The following is a 26384-nucleotide window of genomic DNA, read 5'->3' on the forward strand; positions in this document are numbered from 1 at the left end:
GGTAACAGCATCCGCGGGGCCCGTGCTGCTGGAGGAGGTGGCCGCGCGGATCGCCGACGCCATCCAGCGGTCGCGCGCGGAGAACATCCGCCGCGACTATGCCGCCAACGGCGACCGGCCCCGCCTGCAGAGTGCCCCGCTCCTGGTCGACGACCTCGTCACCATCGTCGCCGCGGCCCTCCAGGCTGTTACCGGGTGGGCTGGCGAACAGCCGGATCTACGTGATGAGTTCACGCAAGGTCAACGAGCTCCAGGCCTGGCTGCCGCGGTGCGGGATCTAGCGCAAGTGCCGGTGACGAACCTGGTCATCGAGTCGTGCGATCAGGACCACGAGGACAACCGCGTCATGCGCGACGAACTCGGCGCCGCAGCCCCGTTCCGGTACACCCACGATCGACCCCCTCGAACTCCCTCTTATGGATCCCGGATGTGCATGCCTGGGCGTAGGGCCGCGGCGGCAGCATGCGCGCAAAGATCGCCCACCGCATCACCGCCGTGCGGGTGTAGAGAACACGAGAACGCCCCTCGCATTGCGAGGGGCGTTCGCCGTATGTGGATGGGCGCGCAAGGCTGGAAACCGCTGAGCGGGGCTGCCTACAGGGGTACTTACGCCCCGGAGACCTCCTACACGAACCACTTCCCTCGGCTACTGCCTCGGGCACCCACATTATGGCGGTGCCGGTTGCGTCGACGCAACCGCGAAGACGCACCTACCCCGCGCGGAAACCCTCACTGCGCATGATCACCGGTGGCAAGTCGCATGCCTGTCCGCTCCGCGCCGACGGGTCCGGCATAATTCGAACATGAGCGCCTCCCGTCCGTCGGACCACCATCGAGGGTGAAGAGATCATCCTCGAACCGCTACTACGAGCGCGGTATGGATCCGGCACATCGCCTCACTGGCCTGACTCAATGAATCTGATGCCGCAACGATTAGGCGACGACCGTGATGCTCGATAGTGGCGAAGCTCAGGTCATACGGTACTCAGCTCGATCCCGGCTTCCGCATGTTGCGCGGTCATTGTGGTGGGGGGTGTCGGCCACTCCTCGCGATGCCGGCATTTCTGCCAAGATCGTGCTGTGAATCCCCAGTACCTCAGTCGGCTCCCGGACAGCGGCTTCGACCGCGTCGACGACCTTCTCGACCCCGTCGACACCTCTCTCGCACAGAACTTTCCGGGTGATCGTCCGGAGTCTCAGCCCATCCACACCCTCTATGTGAGTGCGGCGGATGCGCGCCCCGACACCCCACGGCGGTGGTCGGAACAGGCGGTGGCGCTGCTGGACCGCTACGCCGAGGCGCTCGAGTCCGTCGGAACCACCGGCGCTCTGCCCGATGTCCGTACGGTGTTGCAGAACCGTCCGGTCATGGACTTGCGCATCGACTTCGAGGACGGGTACGGATGGCGGGGCGATGACATCGAGGACGCCGCCGCGCTCGACGCGGGGCGCACACTGCGCCTGCTATCGTCCGACCCCGACGGCCCGCGATCCCTCGGAATTCGCGCCAAAGGATTGGCGCCCCACGAACGCCGCCGCGGGATCCGCACTCTCGAGCTCGTCCTCGAAGGTGCGGGCGGCGTTCCGAACGGTTTCGTGTTTACCGTCCCGAAGCTGCGCGCCGCGGCGCAGGTCACCGCTGTCGTGGCACTGTGCGAGGAACTCGAACGCGCCTACGGGTTGCCGGACGGGTCACTGCACTTCGAATTGCAGATCGAGAGCCCCCAGGCCGTCATCGGCCCGGACGGCACCGTCACCGTCGCCAAGGCAATTCATCTCGCCGACGGGCGGTGCACCGGATTGCACTACGGCACTTACGACTACAGCGCGGCCTGTGGGATCGCCTCCCGCTTCCAATCGCTCGAGCATCCGGTCGCCGACCACGCGAAGTCCGTGATGCTGGTAGCAGCGGCCCAGACCGGAGTGTGGGTCTGCGACGGCTCCACCCAGGTCGTCCCGCAGGGGAGCGACGACGACGTCCGCGCCGCACTGTCCCGGCACTACCGGCTCGTCACCCGGTCGCTCGAGCGCGGTTACTACCAGGGCTGGGACATGCATCCCGGGCATCTGATCACCCGCTGGCTCGCCACCTTCGACTTCTACCGGGGTGCCTTGCCCGCCGCGGCCACCCGCCTGCAGGCCTACCTCGATCGGCAGGGCGGCGGCGTGGTGGACGAACCGGCCACGGCACAAGCCCTCGCCACCGTTGTTCTCCGCGGGCTCGCCTGCGGCGCGTTCGACGAGGACGTGGTACTGGCGCAAGCCCCCGGATGCACGGTCGACGTCCTCCACAACCTCGTCTCCCGCGCGGTAGTCCCGGGTACCTGAGCGGCCGGACCCGGTCGGCGACGCTCCGGCGGCATCACCGACGCCCTACACTTGCTCCACGCCCGATCAGGAGGTACTCCATCGTGACTCCGAACACTCCTGCCCCGCCCAGCTTTCGCAGTCTCCCGGACTTGGCCGTCCGCACGCTCGGCGGCGCGGTCGTGTGGGCGAACGACGAATTGTTCGCCGAGCGCGAGAATCTGATCCGCCCGACAGCGGCCGTGTACCAGTCGGCCACTTTCGGGCACAAGGGCCAGATCTACGACGGCTGGGAGACGCGCCGGCGCCGGATCGCGGGCACCGACGAGGCCATCGTGCGCCTCGGGGTTCCCGGTGTGATTCGTGGCGTGGTGGTCGACACCGCATGGTTCACGGGCAACTATCCACCGGAGATTTCCGTCGAAGCCGCGGCGATCGACGGGTACCCGTCGGCCGACGAACTGGTCGGCGCACAGTGGACCACCATCGTCGGCCGCAGTCCCGTTCAAGGGGACACCGAGAATCCCTTTCCGGTGGACTCGGAGCGGCGATGGACACACGTCAAACTGACCCTGTACCCGGACGGCGGCGTGGCCCGGTTGCGCGTGCACGGCGAAGGCCGTCCCGACCTTCGCTTCCTCGACGCCGGGCCGGTGGATCTCGCTGCCCTGGAGAACGGGGCGCGAGTGACGTCCTGCTCCAACATGTTCTACGGATCACCACAGAACATGCTGCTCCCCGGATCGGCCCGCGTCATGGGCGACGGCTGGGAAACCTCTCGGCGACGAGACGACAACAACGATTGGGTGGAGATCCTTCTCGCCGCTCAGGGCATCGTGTCGCTGGCCGAACTCGACACCTCGTACTTCCTCGGCAACGCTCCCGGTGAGGCGAGTATTCAGGGTCGCGACGGCGACGGGCACTGGGTCGAGCTCCTCCCCCGGACACGCCTGCAGCCGGATACCAGGCATCGGTTCGTCGTCGACAGCGATCAGCCGGTGACGCAGGCCCGGCTCGACATATTTCCGGACGGTGGCATGGCACGGCTGCGGCTGTGGGGTTCCCTGACCGAAGCCGGTCGGGCAGGGTTGCAGTCATGACCCACGGATTCGACTCCGAATATCCCCGTGACATGGTCGGGTACGGGCCGAAGCCCCCCGAGCCGCAGTGGCCGGGCGGCGCGAAGATCGCCGTCCAGTTCGTCCTCAACTACGAGGAGGGCGCCGAGAGTAACGTCCTCCACGGAGACGGGGCGTCGGAAACGTTCCTGTCCGAGATGGTGGGGGCACAGCCGTTCCCGAACAGGCACATGAGCATGGAGTCGATCTACGAGTACGGTTCCCGCGCCGGACTGTGGCGTGTGCTTCGGGTGTTCGAGCGGCGAGGACTGCCGCTGACGATTTTCGCGGTGGCCAAGGCCATGCAGCGAAACCCCGAAGCCGTCAGCGCCTTTCGTGAACTCGGCCACGAGATCGCCAGCCACGGTCTGTGGTGGAAGTCGTATCAGCTTTCCGACGAGGACGCCGAACGCAAGGACATGGCGGAGGCGGTCGACATCCTGCGCGATCTGACCGGTGAGGCGCCGCTGGGCTGGTACACCGGCCGCGACTCCCCTCGCACCCGGGAACTGGTGGTCGAACACGGCGGCTTCCTCTACGACTCGGACTCGTACGCCGACGACCTGCCGTACTGGGTGAAAGTGGATTCGCCAGGCAAGGGGCTGGTCGACCACCTGGTGGTGCCGTACACCCTCGACACCAACGACATGCGGTTCGCCTCGCCGGGAGGTTTTCCCAGCGGGGAGCAGTTCTTCGCTCATCTACGGGACGCCTTCGACGTGCTCTACGCGGAGGGCGCCGAGGGGGCGCCGAAGATGCTGTCCGTGGGCCTGCACTGCCGCATCGTCGGCCGGCCCGCGCGCACCGCCGCGCTGGAACGATTCCTCGACCACGTGCAGTCCCACGACCTGGTGTGGGTAGCCAGGCGGATCGAGATCGCCCGTCACTGGCGCGACACGCATCCGGTGGCTCCCGGACGGTGATTCGGTGTGGGTCCACACGGCGGCGGCGACGCGCGCGAGATCCGTTACCGATCGAACTCCGTCCCTGATGCGCTCGAGCTTGCCGTCGTTGCGGAGGTCTCTGCGAGCGGCACGGTCAGACGCCGGCGCAACTTCGCCTGCTGAGCGTCGTCCTTGTACCTGAGGGATTTGCCTGCCTTGGCCACCCGCCGTCCGGCGACGGTCAGCATCGGTCGTGGAATACCGATACCCATTACCGGCACGCCCGTCACATAATTCTCCTTGAAGAGGAACATCGAGGCGTCGGCCACTTCGTCGCTGGTGAGCTTCGAGGCCACCCAGCCGACTTCCGCCCCAATGGCATCCGCGTCCAGGATCGGACTCCGATATCCCTCCGTTGTCTTCGCGAGAAGCCAACGCAGAACAGCGTCACGAACCGCCCACTGACGATCGGTAGCTGCGTTCACATTTCGGTCCTCCAAGTAGATGCGACTAGTGCTGCCATGCACCATAGCCGTGGGTGAGGAATAAGCAAGTCACGTGAAATTTACTGCGCGCCTTGCACCTCGGAGTCTCCGACGATCCGCCCTCGAGACGAGCTGAACTGGACTTAATTCTTGCGTTGGGTATGGTCGAGGTCAGTTCGCGGTTGCCGATTCGGAAAGGACCGACAATGGCTGACAAGTCCACCGTCAGAAGTTCGAAACAGTCCGCACGTGCCCTCAAAGAGCGTCGGGCGGAGAAACGAGAGAAGGCGCTCGAGTCGACTCAGATCATCCGAAAGCGGAAGAAATGAAGAGCTTGTGACGTCAGCACCAGCCGTCGCATCCCCGCCCGGCGGGTCTTATCGGTCGATCTCCATTCTCGAAGCGTGATGCACGGCGTCGGCCAAATGTGTGGCGAGCAGTGGGCCGATCACACGGACCGCGGAAGGTTCGGTCATCTGCCAATGAGTCGCATCCACAGAATGATTCGTGATCCGCCCGTTCACCCAGGGACGCCAGGTGCCGACCGCACGCCGCGGCGTCGGATCGTCGTGCGCCGCCGTGAAGAACAGCACGTCGCCGTCGAACAACCCGGGCCGGTAGTCGCGCATGAGGGTGGCGTTGTGGTGCGCGGCCGCGGTCAGGCGATGCAGGTGCTCGGCGCTCAGGGCCGACAGCACGTCCGCCGTGTCCTCCTCGCGAACCGCCGCCTCACCGCCGTCCTGCGACTGCTGCGTTTCCGCGAAACTGTCGAGCATGACGAGTGAACCCACCACCTGGCCGGTCTCCTGCAGTCGCACCGCCATCGCATGGGCAATGACGCCACCGATCGACCAGCCGGCCAGATCATAGGGGCCTTCGGGCTGGATCCGCTGCACCTCGGCGAGATACCGGTCGGCAAGCTCCTCGATCGAGCCGGGCAGCACCTCTCCCACGACGGCCGGGGTCTGAATGCCGAAGACGGGGCGGTTTTCGTCGATGTGTTCGGCGAATCCCGTGTAACACCAGGACAGTCCGCTGATCGGATGAATCCAGAACACCGGTCTTCCCGGGCCATAATCCCGGATCGGGAAGACCACGTCGAGCGCGGGGTCCTCGGTGTCGGCGTCGGCCTTGTCCATGCGGGCTGCGATCGCGGCGGGTGTCGGCTCGGTCATCAGCCATTGCAGCGACACGGTCACGTCGCTGCCGGACCGTAGACGGCTCACCGCCCGCATCGCGGACAGCGATGTGCCACCGAGGTCGAAGAAGTTGTCCTCGGCGCCGACCCGGTCGACTCCCAGGACTTCGGCGAACACCGCCGCGACCGTGCTCTCGTGTCCCTCATTCGGCCGACGGTATTCGGCGGCAACGAAATCGGGGCGCGGCAGCGCATCGACGTCGAGCTTCCTGGTGGGGGTGAGCGGGACGGAATCGATGCACACCACCGCCGACGGCACCATGTGCGTGGGCAGGAACTCGGACACAAATGCGCGCACCCGAGCGGGGTCTGGCGCGGAGCCCGCGGCGGGGACCACGTAGGACACCAGCACGGTGTCCCCCGACGGGCCGCGGCGGCCGAGCGTGATCGCGTAGTCGACGTCTGGGTGTTCCAATACGGCGGCGTCGATTTCACCGAGTTCGATCCGGTAACCCCGGATCTTGACCTGGTGATCCGAGCGGCCGCTGTACTCGAGCTCGCCCGCTGCGGTCCAGCGGACGATGTCGCCGGTGCGGTACATGCGCTCGCCGGGTGCGCCGTAGGGGTTGGCGACGAACCGTTCGGCGGTCAGACCGTGCCGGGCATGGTACCCGCGCGCCAGTGCCGGTCCCGCGACATACAGCTCACCCGAAACACCGGCCGGAACAGGGCGCAAACGGGTGTCGAGAACCATGACCTCGAATCCACGCACCGGATGCCCGATCGTGACCGGTGCACCAGCCACGAGGTCGCCGACGGTCGAGATATCGGTCGCCTCGGTCGGTCCGTAACCGTTGAGCATGATGCGTCCCGGCTGCCAACGGGCCACCAGTTCGGGGGTACACGCTTCACCGCCGACACCGAGGACGCGCAGTTCCTCCAGCCCCTCAGGGTCGATCGAGGACAGCATCGCCGGGGTGATGAGCGCATGCGTCACGTGCTCGTCCCGGACGAAGGCGGCCAATTCGTCCCCGCCGATCACGCTCGGTGGGGTGATCACCAGGGTCGCTGCGGCGGAGAGGGCGGACATCATTTCGCCCACCGCCATGTCGAAGCTGGGCGAGGTGTTGTGCAGGAACCGGGACGACTGCTCGACGCGGTAGTGCTCACTGCGTTCGGCGGCGAGGTTCGCAAGGCCGCCATGGGTGACGACGACACCCTTCGGCCGTCCTGTCGAACCGGACGTGTAAATCATGTACGCCGGGTTCTCGATACGCACAGGCCGCGCGCGTTCCGCGTCGGTCACCGGGGTGGCCGGGGTGGCGTCGAGCGCTTCTGTGATCTCGTCGAGAAGGAGCCAGGAGGTATTGTCCGGCAATCCATCCCGATCCGCAGCGACGGTGATGCCGATGCGGGCGCCGGAGTCGAACAACATGTGGTCGATGCGCTCCATGGGGTAGGTGGGATCGACGGGGAGGTAGGCGGCACCCGTTTTAGCCACCGCCCATACCGACAGCACCGATTCCACCGACCGCGACAACGCCACAGCGACGAACGTTTCGGGTCCGACACCCTGCGCGAGCAGCAACCGGGCCAGACGGTTCGACCAGGCATCGGCCTCGCGGTACGTCCAGTCTCGACCCTTCCAGGAGAGCGCGACCCGTTCCGCGGCGGTACGTGCGGCGGCGTCGATGATCCCGGCGAGGGTGGTCGGCGCCGCGGCCGGTAGACCGCGCACAGGCGCGAGGGCCGCGTGCTCGTCGGGGTCGAGGATTTCGATCCGGCCGATCGGTGCGGCGGGGTCGGCCACCAGTGCGGAGAGAACCCTCAGCAGCCGTGTGCGGAGCGCGGTCACGTACGTCTCGTCGAACACATCGGTGCGATACCTGAGCGTGAACCGCAACCCGTCGTCGGCGAACACCGTGAGAGTGAGCGGGTAGTGGGTGGCTTCCTCGCCGGACACACCGAGGACGGTCAGTCCGTCGATCGAGGTCACCTCGGCCAGTGCTGCGGTGTCCACGGGATACGACTCGAACACCGTCAGCGTGTCGAACAGGGCGCCGCTGCCCGCGGTCCGCTGGACATCGCTCAGGCCGAGGTAGTGGTGATCGAGTAGAGTCGCCTGTTCCCGCTGCACTCGGATCAGGAGGCCGGCCGCCGATTCGTCCGGGTCGATGCGCACCCGCACGGGCAGGGTGTTGATGAACAGGCCGACCATCGACTCGACGCCTTCGAGTTCGGCGGGGCGGCCCGATACCGTCGCCCCGAACACCACGTCGTCGCGGCCGAGCATGCGGGACAGCAGAATTCCCCATGCGGCCTGGACGAGCGTGTTGAGCGTGACACCGAGTTCCGCCCCGAGTGCGGTAAGCCGGGTCGACAGTTCAGGTCCGGCGTCTGCGTCCACGGCGGTCACTGCGGTCGGTCCCGGCTGTCCGGAACCGTCGGAGGCGACGAGAGTCGGCTGCTCCATACCGGCGAGCGCCTCGGCCCACACGTCCCGGGAGGCGGCACGGTCGCGCGATGCCAGCCACGACAGGAACGTGCGGTACGACGGCACCCGCGGCAACACGGACGCGTCACCTCGGGTGGCGTACAGAACGAGGAGTTCCTTCAACAGCAACGGCATGGACCAGCCGTCGACGAGGATGTGGTGCAGGGTCACGGCCAGGACGTGGTGCCCGTCGCCGCCGTCGATCAGCGTGAACCGCAGGAGCGGCGGCTCAGCGAGGTCGAACCGGCGCTCGCGGTCGGCGGTGAGCGCCGCATTCCGCGCAGCGGCTCGAGCGGACTCGTCCACGGCCCCGAGATCGATGGTCCGCCAGGGGATCTCCACGCTGTCGAGGAGCACCTGCACGAGTTCGCCGGTGCTCGCGCCGACGAACGCTGTGCGCAGATTCGCGTGCCGGTCGAGCAGGGCGGAGATCGCTGCACGCATCCGGTCGGCGTCCACGACGCCACCGAGTTCGAGGACCGTCTGCGTCGTGTAGACGTCCACCGTGTCCTGCGCGAGCTGCGCATGGAAGGCGAGCCCGTGCTGCAGCGGCGACAGCGACCAGACATCGGACAGTGCCGGGTACTGCTCTTTCCACAGTTCGAGGTCCCGCTGCCCCACCGCGACAAGCGGCACGTCCGACGGCGTGAGCCCGCCCGCCCTTCCGCTGTCCACATACGCCGCGACCGTGATGAGCGCACTGGTCCACAGGTCCGCAAGTTCCTGGACGTCGGCCGCCGACAGCAGTTCCCGGGGATACGACAAGGTGGCCGTCAACCTGGACTCGCCGTCCACACCGGTGACGATCGCGTTGATGTCGAGAACGGCGGCGGCGGGCATGTCGTCGTTGCCGACGCCCCCGAGATCGCCGATGTCGGTGGTGGGCGTCCAGCCCAGGTGTGCGAACTCCTCCGGAATGTCCGCGTCCGATACCCGGCCCAAGTAGTTGAAGCTGACCTGAGGGGTGGGGAGGTTGGCCAGCGGCGCGGCGGTCTCGGAGTTGAGATGGCGCAGCAGCCCGAAGCCCAGCCCTCGGGCAGGTAGTGCGAGCAGGTTTTCCTTGACGGCCTTGACGGCGCGGGACGTGTCGGCTGTCCCGGCCAGGGCGGCGTCGACGTCGATTCCGCCGAGGTCGATCCGAACCGGATACACGCTGGTGAACCATCCGACCGTACGGGAGAGGTCGGCGCCGGGCGCCGCCTCCTCCTCGCGTCCGTGGCCCTCCAGTTGCAGGAGAAGTGAAGACTCGTCGATTCCCCGGCGACGCCGCCAGGCGCTCACGGCCAGTGTGAACGCGGCGATCAGCCCGTCGCCGACGCCGCCCCGGAAGGCAGCGGGAACGGACGTCACCAGTGATCGCGTCACCGCCGCGTCGAGTTCGACGCGCACGTGGTCGACCGTGGCCAGGACGTCGATGGTGGGGTCGAACGGCCGGGACCCGAGCGTCGGGTCCGGACCCTCGAGGATTCTCTGCCAGAGCGGCAATTCCGCAACTCGCTCCGGGGTATGCGCGTCCTCGATCAGGGCGTGCGCCCACCGGCGCATCGACGTGCCGACCGGCGGGAGCGTCGCAGCCTCACCGGACGAGATCTGCGCCCACGCGGCGATCAGATCCGGAATCAGAATGCGCCAGGACACGCCGTCGACCACGAGGTGGTGGGCGGAGACGATCAGACGGCCGCTCCGTCCGGGTGCGCCCACCGGATCGAGCCAGACGCACTGCAGCATGATTCCGGCCCGCGGGTTCAGGCGGTCCAGCGCCGAATCCAGTTCACGCCGAGCCGGTTCGGTCGGATCCGTCCGCGGATCCCAGTCGATCCGGTGCACGAGAGAGGCGACGTCGACGGCGCCTGCCGGTGGCACCTCGAGCGTGTCGTCGCCGACGAGGCGGGCACGCAGGATGTCGTGGTGCTCGATCACGGCCGACAGGGTCGCGATCAGACCTGCCCGGTCGATGCCCACCGGCAACTCCAGTGCGACCGACTGCGAGTAACGGTCGAGAGTGCCACCGCGTTCGGTGACCAGACGCATCACCGGAGTGAGCGGCATCGGGCCGACACCGCCGCCCGGAAGTTCCTCCAGCACGACGGGTTCGGTGTCGGTGGCGTGGGCCGCGGCCTGTGCGAGGGCCGCAACGGTCTTGTGTTCGAACACGTCCCGGGGCGAGATGATCAGACCGTGTGCCTTCGCCCTCGACGCGAGCTGGATCGACGCGATGCTGTCGCCACCCAGACCGAAGAACGAATCGTCCGCACCGACCGTCGGGACGCCCAGCAGCTCGGCGAACACGCCCGCCAGGACCTTCTCGTTGTCGGTGACCGGCGCCCGGAAACGTGCGGTCGCGGAGACGAAGACCGGTTCGGGCAGCGCTTCTCGGTCGAGCTTCCCATTCACCGTCACCGGCAGCGCCTCGATCACGACGTAGGCGTCCGGGATCATGGGCGCAGGCAGGACGTCCTCGAGGTGGCGCCGGATCGCGTCCGTGTCGAGTGTGTGACCGGGGGCAGGCACGAGGTAGGCCGCGAGACGCTGCCCCGACGGGGTGTCGTGGACGACGACGGCGGCCTGGCCCACCGTGTCGTGGCGGGTCGCCGCGGACTCGATCTCCCCCAGCTCGATCCGGTTGCCCCGAATCTTCACCTGACTGTCGCCGCGGCCGAAGTACTCGAGTCCGTGCGTTCCGGTCCAGCGGACGATGTCGCCGGTGCGGTACATGCGCTCGCCGGGTGCGCCGTAGGGGTTGGCGACGAACCGTTCGGCGGTGAGGCCGTGCCGGGCATGGTAGCCGCGGGCCAATGCCGGTCCCGCGACATACAGCTCACCCGAAACACCGGCGGGAACAGGGCGCAAGCGGGTGTCGAGAACCATGACCTCGAATCCACGCACCGGATGCCCGATCGTGACCGGTGCACCGGCGACGAGGTCGCCGACGGTCGAGATGTCGGTCGCCTCGGTCGGTCCGTAGCCGTTGAGCATGATGCGGCCCGGCTGCCAGCGGGCCACCAGTTCGGGAGTGCACGCCTCACCACCGACACCGAGGACCCGCAACTGCGGGTGTCCGGCCGGGTCCATCGTGGCCAGCACCGCCGGAGTGATCAGCGCATGGGTGACCTGCTGACGGTCCAGAAGCTCGGACAGTTCGTCGCCGCCCACGATCTCGGTCGGCGTGATCACCAAGGTAGCGGCGGCGCTCAGCGCCGACACCATCTCGCCGACGGCCATGTCGAAGCTGGGCGACGCCTTGTGCAGGAAGCGTGACGACTGCTCGATTCGGTAATGCTCGCGACGTTCGGCGGCGAGGTTCGCAAGGCCGCCGTGCGTGACCACGACACCCTTGGGCAGACCCGTCGAGCCCGACGTGTAGATCATGTATGCCGGGTTCTCGACGCGGACCGGGCGGATCCGGTCTGCGTCGGTGATCTGCTCGGCGCTCGTCGACTGGTGTCGGGCGGTGACATCCTCGGTGTCGAGGGTCAGCCAGACGACGGTGTCCGGCAGCGCGGCCCGTTCACCGGACAGCGTGACACCGAGGGCGGTACCGGAATCGGTGAGGATGTGCGCGATGCGATCCGCCGGGTATGTCGGGTCCACGGGCACGTACGCCGCACCGGTCTTGGCCACCGCCCACACGGCCAGCACCGATTCGAGCGACCGCGGGAGAGCGAGGGCCACGAAGGATTCCGGTCCCACCCCGTGCTCGAGCAGTAGCCGGGCCAGGCGCGTGGACCACTCGTCCGCCTCGCGGTACGTGTACTCGCGACCGTTCCAGCTCAGCGCGGACGCGTTCGGGTCGGTCCGGACAGCGACGTCGATCAGGCCGGCGAGTGTCGTCGGAGTCGCCGTCGGCGCACCCCCTACACACACCGCAGCCCACTCGCTCGGATCGAGGAGGTCGATGTCGCCGACGATCGCGCCCGAATCGGCCACCACTGCGTCGAGGACACGGACGAATCGCCGGGCGATGTCCTCGGCGGTCGCCCGGTCGAAGAGGTCGGTAGCGAATCGCAACGCGCCCGACAATGCACTCGCCGAATCGCCTTCGGTCAGGACCAACGCCAGGTCGAACTGCGCGGTGTCCGCCTCGAACGGAACGGGTTCCACGGTCACGCCCGGCAATTCGAAGCGGGTGACACCGCGGTGCTCGAACGACAGCGCCACCTGGAACAGGGGTGTGTGGGCCTGGGTGCGGACGGGAGCGAGGACGTCGACGAGCCGCTCGAACGGAATGTCCGCATGCCCGTACGCGCCGAGGTCGGTGTCGCGCACCCGTGTCAGGAGTTCGGTGAAGCTTTCGTGCGCAGCGACGTGCGTACGCAGGACCAGGGTGTTGACGAACATTCCGACCAGGTCGTCGAGGTGCTGCTCGCCGCGACCGCTGACCGGGGTGCCGACTGCGATGTCGGACGTCGACGACAACCGCGACAGCACGACCCCCAGCGCCGCGTGCAGCACCATGAACACGGAGGCCCCGTGTTCGCGGGCCGTCTGCTCGAGCGCCAGGGCGGTGTCCACCGGAACGTCGAACCGCACGGTGTCGCCGCGCTGCGACGGCACGGCCGGGCGGGGCCGATCGGTGGGCAGTTCCAGCACGTCCGGCAGCCCGGACAGTGTCTCGGTCCAGTACCGGATCTGCTGTGCCGCCAGTGATTCGGGATCGGACTCGGAGCCCAGTGCCGCGTGCTGCCAGATCGCGAAATCGGCGTACTGCATCGGAAGCGGTGACCAGTTCGGGGCGTGTCCCGCACTTCGGGCGGTATAGGCGACCATGACATCGCGAGCGAGCGGACCCATGGACACGGCGTCGCCGCTGATGTGGTGCACGACGATGACGAGGACATGCTCGTCGACGGCGGTGCGCAGAAGTCTCCCGCGAAGGGGAATTCCCGCGGTCACGTCGAAGCCGCCGTGCAGGACGCTGGTCACCTCCCCCACAAGTTCGTCGGGGGTCACGTCGACCGGGGTGAGATCGAGGTCGACCCGGTCGGCGGGCAGGATCACCTGCGCGGGGCCGTCACCGTTGTCGGGAAAGACCGTGCGCAGCGACTCGTGCCGTTCCAGCACGTCGTGGACGGCGGTGTGGAGGGCCGCGACGTTCAATGTCCCCGTCAGCCGGATCGCGAGCGGAAGGTTGTACGCCGCCGACTCCGGATCGAAGCGATTGAGGAACCACATCCGGTTCTGCGCCGACGACAACGGGATTCGCTCGGGACGCGGAGCGGCCACGAGTGCCGTTCCGCCGCCCGTCCCGGCGAGGACGGCAACGCGCGCTGCGAGTGCCTCGACGGTGGGAGCGTCGAACAGCTCCCGCACGGGGACTCTGCTGTCGAGTGCACGGCCGAGGCGGGCGGCGACCTGGGTAGCGATCAGAGAATTGCCGCCGAGGGCAAAGAAGTCGTCGTCGAGGCCGACCCGCTCGACACCCAGGACGTCGGCGAAGACCTGGGCGACGACGCTTTCGGTCGCGGTGGCCGGCGCCCGGAAGACACGGGCCTCGAACGTGGGTGCGGGCAGGGCCTTCCGGTCGAGTTTGCCGGACGTGCCGAGGGGGAAACTGTCGAGGACCAAAACGGTCTCGGGCAGCATGTAGGTGGGCAGCTTGTGTGCGATCGCGGTGCGCAATTCGTCGACGTCGACGTCCGAACCCGCGGTCGGGACGACATAGCCCACGAGATGATCGCCCGTGCCGGTAGATACGACCAGCACCGCTGCCTGCGACACCTGAGCATGGGCGAGCAGAGCGGTCTCGATCTCACCGAGCTCGATGCGCTGGCCACGGAACTTGACCTGGAGGTCGGTGCGCCCGATGTATACGAGTTCGCCGGTCGTCGTCCAACGGACGAGGTCACCGGTGCGGTACATCCGCTCCCCCGCACCGCAATACGGGTCGGCGACGAAGCGGTCGGCGGTGAGCTCGACACGGCCGTGATAACCACGCGCCAACTGCACACCCGCGAGATACAGCTCGCCCGGAACGCCCACGGGCACCGGGTGCAGCCTGGAATCAAGGACGTAGACGCGGCTGTTCCACTCAGGTGTACCGATCGACACCGCACCACCCTCAGGGATGTCGGTGACATCGGCGTAGGTGATCGACACCGCGGCCTCGGTCGGCCCATACAGATTGTGGACCCGCGCCGCCGAAATCTCGGTGAAGCCGCGAACGGTCGCCGCGGGCAGAGCCTCACCGATCACGAACACGTGCCGCAAAAACACGATCTGCTGTGGGTCCACCGACCCCGCAAACACAGAGAGCATGGACGGGACGAAGTCGGTTGCTGTGACGCCATATTCGTCGATCAACCCGACGAGATACTGCGGATCACGGTGCCCATCCGGTGCCGCGACCACCAGCGTCGCGCCGGCAGCCAGCGGAAGGAAGTAACCCCACAGGGACACGTCGAATGTCGTCGCGGTCTTCTGCAGATACACGTCCGACGCGTCAAAGGCGTACTCGGAACGCATCCAGGCGATCTGGTTCACGATCGCCCGGTGCGTGACCGCGACACCCTTGGGCTTTCCGGTCGAGCCGGACGTGAAGATCACATAGGCGACACCATCCGGGTGCACCGTCGAATTGGTCAGCGGTGCCGACGAAACAGCGTCGACGTCGAGGGTGTCGACAAGGACGACGGACCGATCACTCGCAAAAGCGTCCCGAGACGTCGACAGCACACAAATCGGATCGGCCGCATCGAGGATGTACCCAATACGGTCGGCCGGATGGTCCGGATCCACGGGCACATAACCGCCGCCCGCGGTCAGAACCGCATACATGCCGACGACCAGGTCCACGGAACGGCGCATGGCCAACGCCACCAAAGATTCCGGACCCACACCCTCGGACATCAGAACCCGCGCCAACCGGTTCACCCGACCCGCGAACTCCCGGTAACTCAGCGAATCACCCTCGAAGACGATCGCCGGCGCATCCGGAGTCCGGGCCACCCGGAGCTCGAACTCGTCCAGCAGGAATTTCTGCCGCACCGGATGCGCTGTCGGATTCGCGGACTGGACCAGCACGGACTGCTCGGAGCGATCGAACAAATCGATATCCCCGACGGGTACGGCCGACGAGGTCACGACGGTGTCGAGTATCCGTCCGAAGCGGGCTGCGAACCCGTCGATCGTGGCGGCATCGAACAAGTCGGTCGCATACGTCCACTGGACGTTCATACCGGTGGGAGCGCCTGATTCGTCGAACGACTCGACCACCGTGACCTGCAAATCGAACTTGGCCACCTGCAGGTCCGCCGTCACACCGCGGACGGACAGGTCACCCAGTTCGAGCGCAGTCTGCTGCAGATTCTGGAAGAAGAGCGCCACCTGGAACAGCGGATGCCTGCCCTGGGAACGTGCCGGGTTCACCACCTCCACAAGCCGTTCGAAGGGCACGTCGGCGTGCCCGAACGCGTCGAGATCGGTGTCGCGGACCTTTGCGAGAATGTCGCTGAAAGCGGCAGCGGTGTCGACATGGGTGCGCAGCACGACGGTCCCGACGAACATGCCGATCAGGTCGTCGAGGTGCTGATCGCCGCGTCCCGCGATCGGGGTGCCGACCGCGATGTCGTCGGTCCCGGAGAGCCGGGCGAGCAGTACGGACAGCGCCGCGTGGACAACCATGAACGGTGTTACGCCGTGCGCGTCAGCAAGCGAGTGCACACCGCTGTGGACGTGACGGTCCACCGCGATGTCACGGGTGGCGCCGCGGTAGGAGGCGATGGCGGGCCGCAACCGGTCGGACGGGAGGTCCAGTTGGTCGGGGAGTCCCGCGAGGGCGGACCGCCAGTAGTCGAGTTGCTTCGCGATCATCGACGACGGATCGCTTTCGGAGCCGAGAACCCGACGCTGCCACAGCGTGTAGTCGGCATACTGCACCGGCAGCGGTTCCCAGGACGGGGCGAAGCCCCCGGATCGGGCGCTGTAGGCGAGCATGATGTCGCGCGTGAGCGGACCCATCGAGAAGCCGTCCGCGCTGATGTGATGCACCACCAGGACGAGGACGAAATCCGCCTCGGCGAGCTCGAAAAGCGCCGCTCTCAGCGGAACCTGTTCGGTGACATCGAAACCGGTGCCGATCAGTGCAGGCAACCGTTCGGCCAGCTCGGCCTCGGTCACCGGCTGCGGACGCAGATCGATGCGGACCTGCTCTGGTTCGAGCACGACCTGGTGACCGGCACTCTCAAACTCGGGATAGACGGTGCGAAGCGCCTCGTGCCGTGCGATCACGTCACCCACCGCTGCCTGCAACGCCGCAACATTCAGCGAACCGGACAACCGCATCGCGACCGGAATGTTGTCCACACTCGAATCGGGATCGAACCGGTTGAGGAACCACAAACGAGTTTGAGCCGGCGACAGGGGAACTCGTTCCGGTCTCGGACCGGCCACCAAAGCCGCATGACCAGAGCCGATCTGCAACTGCAGCCGTGCCGCGAGTGCCTCGACGGTGGGAGCGTCGAACACCTCCCGCACGGGCACTCTGCTGTCGAGTGCACGGCCGAGGCGGGCGGCGACCTGGGTAGCGATCAGAGAATTGCCGCCGAGGGCAAAGAAGTCGTCGTCGAGGCCGACCCGCTCGACACCCAGGACGTCGGCGAAGACCTCGGCGACGACGCTTTCGGTCGCAGTGGCCGGCGCCCGGAAAACGCGGGCCTCGAACGTGGGTGCGGGCAGGGCCTTCCGGTCGAGTTTGCCGGACGTGCCGAGGGGGAAACTGTCGAGGACCAAAACGGTCTCGGGCAGCATGTAGCTGGGCAGCTTGTGTGCGATCGCGGTGCGCAATTCGTCGACGTCGACGTCCGAACCCGCGGTCGGGACGACATAACCCACGAGATGATCGCCCGTGCCGGTAGATACGACCAGCACCGCCGCCTGCGACACCTGAGCATGGGCGAGCAGAGCGGTCTCGATCTCACCGAGCTCGATGCGCTGGCCACGGAACTTGACCTGAAAGTCGGTGCGCCCGATATAAACAAGTTCGCCGGTCGTCGTCCAACGGACGAGGTCACCGGTGCGGTACATCCGCTCCCCCGCACCGCAATACGGGTCGGCGACGAAGCGGTCGGCGGTGAGCTCGACACGGCCGTGATAACCACGCGCCAACTGCACACCCGCGAGATACAGCTCACCCGGAACGCCCACGGGCACCGGGTGCAACCTCGAGTCGAGGACGTAGACGCGGCTGTTCCACTCAGGTGTACCGATCGACACCGCACCACCCTCAGGGATGTCGGTGACATCGGCGTAAGTGATCGACACCGCGGCCTCGGTCGGCCCATACAGATTGTGGACCCGCGCCGCCGAAATCTCGGTGAAGCCGCGAACGGTCGCCGCGGGCAAAGCCTCACCGATCACGAACACGTGCCGCAAAGACACGATCTGCTGTGGGTCCACCGACCCCGCAAACACAGAGAGCATGGACGGGACGAAGTCGGTTGCTGTGACGCCATATTCGTCGATCAACCCGACGAGATACTGCGGATCACGGTGCCCATCCGGTGCCGCGACCACCAGCGTCGCGCCGGCAGCCAGCGGAAGGAAGTAACCCCACAGGGACACGTCGAATGTCGTCGCGGTCTTCTGCAGATACACGTCCGACGCGTCAAATGCGTACTCGGAACGCATCCAGGCGATCTGGTTCACGATCGCCCGGTGCGTGACCGCGACACCCTTGGGCTTTCCGGTCGAGCCGGACGTGAAGATCACATAGGCGACACCATCCGGGTGCACCGTCGAATTGGTCAGCGGTGCCGACGAAACAGCGTCGACATCGAGGGTGTCGACAAGGATGACGGACCGCTCACTCGCAAAAGCGTCCCGAGACGTCGACAGCACACAAATCGGATCGGCCGCATCGAGGATGTACCCAATACGGTCGGCCGGATGGTCCGGATCCACAGGCACATAACCGCCGCCCGCGGTCAGAACCGCATACATGCCGACGACCAGGTCCACGGAACGGCGCATGGCTAACGCCACCAAAGATTCCGGACCCACACCCTCGGACATCAGGACCCGCGCCAACCGGTTCACCCGACCCGCGAACTCCCGGTAGGTCAACGAATCACCCTCGAAGACGATCGCCGGCGCATCCGGGGTCCGGCGTACCTGGTCCGCGAAGGCGTCGAGCAGCCGTGCCTCGGGCAGCGGGTGCGCCGTCCGATTGCGAATGTCGACCAGCTCTGTGTATTCCGACGCGTCGAGCACGGCCACGTCACCGACCGGTGTCGATGGGTCGGCGGCCAGGGCCCGCAGGATGCGGGTGAACTGTTCGGCGAACGTTGCGATGGTCGAGGGGTCGAACAGGTCGGTGGCGTAGGTGAAGGACGCGTGGATTCCGCCGTCAGCCTGTTCGGTGAGGGTCAGATGCAGATCGAACTCGGCGGTCTGCAGCTCCGCCGGGACGGTCGAGACTGCGAGTCCCGGCAGGTCGAACGTGGTGGGGGCCAGGTTCTGGAAGGACAGGGCGACCTGGAACAGAGGGTGCCGACCCTGCGAGCGAACCGGATCGAGAACTTCTACCAGCCGCTCGAACGGCACGTCGGCATGCGAGAACGCACCCAAATCGGCTTCGCGGGTGCGCTCGACCAACTCGTCGAACGTGGCCTCCGGCGCGACGTGCGTCCGCAGAACGAGGGTGTTGACGAACATGCCCACGAGGTCGTCGAGGGCCTGCTCGCCCCGGCCGGCAACGGGAGTTCCGACCACGATGTCGGCCGAGTTCGACAGCCGGCTCAGAAACACCGCGTAGGCGGCGTGCACGGTCATGAACAGGCTGGCGTCGCGGGCCGCCGCGAATTCACGTAGCAATTCGTGGGTGTGGGCGTCGACATCGAACGTCAGCTCGCTGCCGCGGTGTGACTGTCGGCGTGGACGCGGCCGATCGGTGGGCAGGGTGAGCTCGTCCGGCAGCTCGGCGAGAGTGCGCACCCAGTACTCGGTTTGGCGGGACACCAGCGAGGCGGGGTCGTCCTCGTTGCCGAGCAGTTCGCGGTGCCAGAGGCTGTAGTCGGCGTACTGGACCGGGAGTGGCGACCACGCAGGCTCGTCCTGCTGCGCACGTGCGGTGTACGCGAGCATCACGTCGCGGGCCAGCGGCGCGAACGAGAAACCGTCGGCGGCGATGTGATGGACCACGACGACGAGAAGGTGCTCGTTCTCGGAGACCGCGAACAGGCCTGCGCGCAGGGGTAATTCCACGGTGAGGTCGAATCCCGTGGTCGCGAACTCCACGGCCCGCTGCAGCGCATCGCTCTCGGTCACCTCGAGCACGGTGAGGTCCGGGAGTGCCGACTCGATGGTGACCAGGACCTGGTGTGGGCCGGTGGGTGAGTCGGGGTAGATCGTGCGCAGTGCCTCGTGCCGTTCGAGGACGTCGCTGATCGCTGCCTGCAGAGCGGAGACGTCGAGCGTCCCGGTCAGGCGGAGGGCGAGCGGCAGGTTGTCGACGGTGGAACCCGGGTCGAAACGGTTGAGGAACCACACCCGCGCCTGCGCCGGAGACAGCGGAATCCGGTCCGGTCTCGGACGTGCCTCCAGGACCGGGCGGTCGGACCGTCCGGCGGTGTCCACGGCGGCGGCCAGCGCCGCGACGGTGGGTGCGTCGAACAGCGACCGCACGGACAGGGACGTGCCGGTGGCCGCGCGCAGGCGGGCGATCACCTGGGTGGCGGACAGGGAGTTGCCGCCGATCTCGAAGAAGCTGTCGTCGGCTCCCACCCTGTCGACGTCGAGGATCTCCGTGAACACCCGCGCGACAAGCAGTTCGGTGGGGGTCGACGGCGCCCGGAACGCCGTCCGCGCCGCAAATGTCGGGGCGGGCAGCGCCGGGCGGTCGATCTTCCCGGCCGGGGTGAGCGGAATGGCGTCGAGGACTGTGACGGTTGCCGGCACGAGCGCGCGGGGCAGCAGTTCTGCCGCGGCCGACAGGATGTCGGAGACGTCGGGGCTGGTCCCAGGCGCGAGCACGACGTAACCAACGAGTTGATCGCCAAGCCGGGGGTGGTGATGGACGGACGCTGCCGCGGCCACCACGTCGCCGTGTCGGGACAGCGCGGCCTCGATCTCACCGAGTTCGAGGCGCAGACCCCGCAGTTTCACCTGCGAGTCGGCGCGGCCCACATAGGTGAGCTGCCCGTCGAATCGCAGCCGCACCAGGTCACCGGTCCGGTACATCCGGCTACCTTGGGGTCCAGAGGGATTGGCGACGAACCGTTCCGACGTCAGTCCGTGCCGCGCGTGATAGCCGCGGGCGAGGCCGGGGCCGGACAGGTACAACTCACCCGTGACACCGCGCGGCACGGGCCGCAGCCGGGAGTCGAGGACCAGCGCTTGCGTGCCGTCGAGTGGGCTGCCGATGGTGATGTCGGCGCCCGGGGTGAGCGGTTCACCGATGGTGACGACGATGGTCGTCTCGGTGGGACCGTAACTGTTGAAGAAACGCCGGCCCGGGGAGAACTGTTCGACCAGCTGCGGTGGGCACACCTCACCCCCGACGACGACGGTGCGCAGGTCACCGAGTGCGCTCGCATCGACGGTGCTCAATGCGGCTGGGGCAGTGAGCACGTGGGTGACCCGCTGGTCGCGGAGCAGGGCGGTGAGGTCTTCGCCGCCGACCACCGACGGCGGTGCGATCACCAGCGTGGCCCCGGCGCTGAACGCTTGAATCATCTCGAAGACGGAGGCGTCGAAGCTTGCGGACGACAACCGGAGCACGCGGGACCGCGACGTAGTGCCCAGTTCCGGGCGTGCCTCCGCCGTGAAGGCGCTCAATCCCGTATGAGTGACAGTGACGCCCTTGGGCATTCCGGTGGAGCCGGACGTATAGATGAGATACGCCGGATGCTGCAGGCGCAGCGGCATAGTGCGGTCGCGATCGGTGACCGGTGCGGCCGACGTGACGTGGGTGACGTCGTCGAGCAGCAGCCACTCGGTGCCGCCGGGGAGCCCCGCCGCGGTGGCGGTGTCGGTCAACCCGAGCGCCGCACCCGAGTCGGAGAGCATGTGCTCGATGCGTTCGCGCGGGTAGCTCGGATCGACGGGAACGAACGCAGCACCCGTTTTGGTCACCGCCCATACGGCGAGGGCGGCCCGGGAGGTCCGCGGAAGTGCGAGCGCCACCACCGTTTCCGGGCCCACGCCGTGCGTGATGAGTATGCGTGCCAACTGGTTCGATTGTGCGTCGAGGTCCGCGTAGGAGAGTTCCCCCTCCTCCGACACGAGTGCGATCCCGCCGCGCCCGGCACCGCTCGTGAAGATGTCCGGCAACGTGCGTGCGACCACGGCAGGCGGTTCGGGTGGCGCGGTCAGTGCGGCGTGTTCGTCTGCGGTCAGCAGGTCCAGATCGCCGACCGCGCATTTCGGATCGGTGATCCCCTGCCGCAGAATTCTCTCGAAGCGGACTGAGAAGGAGTCGATAGTCTCGCGGTCGAACAGATCGGTGGCGAAAATCCAGGACGCCGCCATTGCCGCACCGTCGGAGCGGAGGGTCAACTGCAGATCGAACTTCGCCGGCACCACACCGAGATCCATTGCCGACACCGACAGACCGGGAAGCGTGAGCTGGTTGACGCTCTGATCCTCGAGCGACAGCGCCACCTGGAAGATCGGCGAATACGCCTGGGAGCGTGCCGGTTGCAGTAGGTCGATCAACCGCTCGAACGGCAGGTCCGCGTTGCCGTACGCCGCAAGATCGGTCTCCCGGACGTGCCCGAGCACCTCCGCGAACGAGGACGCCGGGTCGACGTGGGTCCGCAATGCGAGCGTGCCGACGAACATCCCCACCAGGTCGTCGAGGGCCTGCTCGCCGCGGCCCGCGACCGGAGTGCCCACCACCACGTCTGTGGTCGCGGCGAGGCGCGCGAGCAGTGTGGCCAGGGCTGCGTGCACCACCATGAAGAGGGTGGCGCCGTGGCTGCGTCCGAACGCTGTGGCTTGTTCGACGAGTGCGCTGTCGAGGCGGAACGTCGAGGTCTCCCCGCGCAGTGACGCCACGGCCGGCCGTCGCCGGTCGGTGGGCAACTCGAGCAGTTCCGGGGCTCCGCGCAGTTGCTGACGCCAGTACGCAGCCTGGCGTGCGGCGACACTTCCCTCTTCGGACTCGGCACCGAGAAGCTGCCGCTGCCAGACGCTGTAGTCGGCGTACTGGACGGCGAGCGGTGTCCAGTCCGGGGTTTGGTGGCCGACGCGGGCGGTGTACGCCAGCATCAGGTCGCGGGCGAGCGGCCCCATCGACGCGCCGTCCGCACTGATGTGATGCACCACCACGACGAGAACGTGTTGGCCCGGTGAAAGCTCGAACACGCTGCTGCGCAACGGGACCGATACCGTCACGTCGAAGCCGGTGGACAGCTCGGCGGTCAGCACTGCGAACAGCTGTTCTTCGTCGTCGACGCGGCGCGGTTCGAGGTCCAGCGCGAGGTCGTCGAGGGGGACGATCCGCTGATACGGGCCGTCGGCAGAGTCGGGATACACGGTCCGCAGCGCCTCGTGGCGCTGCAGGACGTCCCGCAGCGCCGCCCCGAGGGCAACGGTGTCGAGGTCGCCGGACAGCCGCAGTACGAGCGGAATGTTGTAGGCCACCGACTCGGGGTCGTAGCGGTTGAGGATCCACATCCGGGACTGCGCCGCGGACAGGGGAATACGATCCGGTCGTTCGATGCCGACGAGCGCCGGGCGGTCCCCGCGCTCGGCGGCGTCGACGACCGCGGCGAGAGCCGAGACGCCCGGTGCCTCGAAGATCACCCGCACTGCCAACGACGTGCCTGCCGACTCGTTGACCCGGCCGATCACCCGGGTGGCACTCAGCGAGTCGCCGCCCAGATCGAAGAAATCGTCCTCGGCCCCGACCACGCCGGCACCGAGCACACCGGCGTAGGCGGCCGCGACCAGCCGTTCGGTGTCAGTACGCGGGGCCACGTACTCGCGGACCGCGAAGACCGGTTCGGGCAGGGCTTCGCGATCAACCTTGCCCGCCGGGGTAAGCGGAACCTGGTCGAGCTCCATCACGGTGGACGGCACCATGTAGCTGGGCAGGAGGCGGGCGGCGTGCGCGGCGAGCGCGGCGTGATCGAAACGCGAATTCGGCCGAATTCGCACGTACGACACCAACACCGAGGTCCCGCCCTCACGTTCCCGCACGGCGGACACCGCGAAGTCCACCGACTCGTGCCCCGACAGCACCGCATCGATTTCACCGAGTTCGATGCGCAGTCCGTGCAGCTGTACCTGGAAGTCGCTGCGCCCCACATACTCGAGGACGGGTTCCTCGCCGCGGCTCCACCGCACGAGGTCGCCGGTGCGGTACAGGCGGTTACCGCCGCCCCCGGGGAACGGGTCGGCGACGAATCGCGATGCCGTCAGACCTGAACGGCCGTGATAGCCCTCGGCGAGCCCAGGGCCCCCGAGGTACAGCTCCCCGGTCACCCCGCGCGGCACGGGCCGCAGCCAGCGGTCCAAGACGAGTGCACGTGCGCCCTGGATTGGGCCGCCGATCGTGATCGCGGCGGGGTCGGTCTGCGGACCCGTCATGGTGATCACGATCGTCGACTCGGTGGGGCCGTAGCTGTTGTAGAGGCGGCAGCGGCTGCCGAACCGCTCGACGAGATCCGGCGGGCACACGTCGCCACCGACGACCACGGCCTCGAGCGAGTCGAGGTCGGCGGCGTCCACGGTTCCCAATACCGCGGGTGCACTGATGATGTGGGTGACCCGCTGCGAACGGAGGAGAGCCGTGAGTTCGTCGCCGCCGTACACGCCCGGAGGCGCAATCACCATCGTCGCGCCCGCGCTGAACGCCTGCACCATCTCGAACACGGAGGCGTCGAAGCTCGACGAGGAGAAGCGCAGCACCCGCGAGTCGCGCGTCACGCCGAGCTCGGGCAGGGCCCACGCGGCGAACGCGGCCAGGCCGGTGTGCGTGACCACCACACCTTTCGGCGTGCCCGTAGAACCCGACGTGTAGATCATGTACGCCGGATGGTGAGGTGTCAGTGGTACCGGACGATCGGCGTCCGTCACCGGTCCGACTGACAGCTTCGCGCAGGCAGACGTGAGCGCGGAGTCGTCGAGGGCGAGCCATTCGACGCCGGTTCCCTCGAGCAGGTCGCGGTGCGCGGTGGCCGTCAGACCGAGGGTCACGCCCGAATCGGACAACATATGGGCGATGCGCTCGGCCGGGTAGGCCGGGTCGACGGGGACGAACGCCGCCCCCGACTTCGCCACGGCCCACACCGCCACGACGGAGTCGACGGACCGGGTGAACGACACCGCCACGAAGTCACCGGGGCCCACTCCGCGGGTCAGCAGCAGACGTGCGAGCGCGGTGCTGCGCTCGTCGAGTTCGCGGTAGCCGGTCGTTGCTGCATCGAGAATCAGTGCCGTGCCGTCGGGGTTCGCCCGGACCCCGGCTTCGAACAGGTCGACCAGCAGCAACGGGTCGGGTGCCGCCGGGCCGGCGGCAGGCACGAGTTGTGCGTGCTCGTCCTCCGTCAGCACGTCCAGGTGTGCAACCGGGGTGTCCGGGTCCGCGTCGGCGAACCGGGCCAGCAGGTCGAGGAACCGCGCGTGGTGTCCGGCGAGTTCCTCGGCCCCGTACAGGGCGGGGTTCGCCTCGAAATCGATGCGAGACGAACTTCCCGCCACGCTCGGGTACAGGTTGACGGAGAGGTCCTCGACGGGTCCGGTCGACAGGACGTGAAACCGACCGGTGAGCTCGGCGAGGGTGATTTCGGAATGGAAGTTCATGATGTTGATCGCGGGACCGAAGAAGCCCCGCTGATCCTGGGCAGCGCCGGCGTCGCGGCGGATGTCCTCGCTGCGGTAGCGCTGGTGGCGCAACGCACCGGTGAGCTCGAGCTGGACGGCGGAGACCAGCGCGGCGACCGTCGTGTCCGGGGTGATCGACACCCGCAGCGGCACCACATTGGACACCATGCCGCCCGATCGACGCAGCACGGCGTTGGTGCGGGCCGACACGGGCAGACTGAGAACGACGTCGTCCGAATCCGTCATCCGGGCGACGAAAGCTGCGGTCGCGGCCACGGCGACAGCCGCGAAGGCGGAGTTGAGACGCGAGGTCGCCCCGTCCACCGACCGGGCGACGTCGGCGGGCACCTGCCCGCCGTGCCAGCGGGACCGAGCCTGCGCCGGGGCAGTGCGGCCCGCGAGGCTGACCGGGACGGGGAGGTTCCGGGATCGCGTCGCCCAGTAGTCGCGGTCGGTGAGGTACCGGGAAGAACCGATGTACGCGTCCTCGGCGGCCGAAACCTCTCGGAGGTCACCCGCCACCGACGGCGGCGGCTCCACACCCCTGATCTCGGCCGTGTACAACTCGGCGGCGCGGCTCATGAACTTCATGGCGCCGTAGCCGTCGAGAGCGATGTGGTGGATGCGGCAGTACCAGAGATGGTGGTGGTCGCCGATCTGCAGGGTGGCCGCCCGGATCAGCCGGTCCGAGAGCAGATCCAGCGGTGCGGTGTAGTCGGCGCGCATCCACTCGACTGCGGCAGCGTGGGGGTCCGGCTCCGCCCGGAAATCATGGTGTCCCACCCCGTCGTCGAGAGTGAGGTCGACCGTCTGGAGCGGTTCGCCGTCGATCTCGACGATGCGGAGCATCCCGCTACCGATCTCGCGGGCAGCGACCTGACCTGCACGTCGAAAAGCATCGACATCCAGAGCGCCCTCGACGTCGATGTACTGCGCAATCGTGATCGGCACTTCGCCCATGAGGTGCTGCGCATACCAGATACCGCGCTGAGCGGCGGTGAGGGCGAAATAGTGCGAATCGTTCTCGTTGACACTGGTGTCAACGCGGGCGGACGTACCAGCCGCGAACTCTGCCGGTTCCACGAATCGTTCTCTTATCTACTAGGAGCGGCGAGACGACTCTTGCTCCGGTGACCGACTACGTGTGCCCTGCGTGGTTACACCCCGTGGGACAACTTACGTAGGGTTGCATAA

Annotated in this window: 5 protein-coding genes; 3 read left to right on the plus strand and 2 right to left on the minus strand. The window is 67.5% G+C overall.

The window, feature by feature from the left end:
* The first annotated feature begins 1080 nt into the window (after positions 1-1080).
* The 3 genes from JQT59_RS35000 (at position 1081) to puuE (ending at position 4348) form a co-directional block, all read left to right on the plus strand.
* Complete coding sequence (locus JQT59_RS35000; protein ID WP_213574232.1) at positions 1081-2328, plus strand: DUF6986 family protein; 1248 nt, start codon at positions 1081-1083, stop codon at positions 2326-2328.
* An 83-nt stretch (positions 2329-2411) separates the two neighbouring features.
* A complete protein-coding gene (gene alc, locus JQT59_RS35005; RefSeq protein ID WP_213574234.1) occupies positions 2412-3407 on the plus strand; it encodes an allantoicase in 996 nt (331 codons plus the stop codon).
* Positions 3404-4348, plus strand: coding sequence for an allantoinase PuuE (gene puuE, locus JQT59_RS35010; protein ID WP_213574236.1), 945 nt, complete (start codon positions 3404-3406; stop codon positions 4346-4348). Before alc ends, puuE begins: the two co-directional genes overlap by 4 nt.
* Positions 4349-4392: 44 nt before the next feature.
* On the opposite strand, the gene JQT59_RS35015 is transcribed toward puuE, so the two are convergent.
* Entirely contained in the window at positions 4393-4794 is a 402-nt protein-coding gene (locus JQT59_RS35015) for a serine recombinase (protein ID WP_213574238.1), read from the minus strand.
* A 377-nt stretch (positions 4795-5171) separates the two neighbouring features.
* Positions 5172-26273: a non-ribosomal peptide synthase/polyketide synthase gene (locus JQT59_RS35020; protein WP_213574240.1), complete on the minus strand. Its 21102-nt coding sequence runs from the start codon at positions 26271-26273 to the stop codon at positions 5172-5174.
* Positions 26274-26384 lie beyond the last annotated feature (111 nt).

Source organism: Rhodococcus sp. USK13 (genome assembly GCF_018343855.1).
GTDB classification, from domain to species: Bacteria; Actinomycetota; Actinomycetes; order Mycobacteriales; family Mycobacteriaceae; genus Rhodococcus_F; species Rhodococcus_F oxybenzonivorans.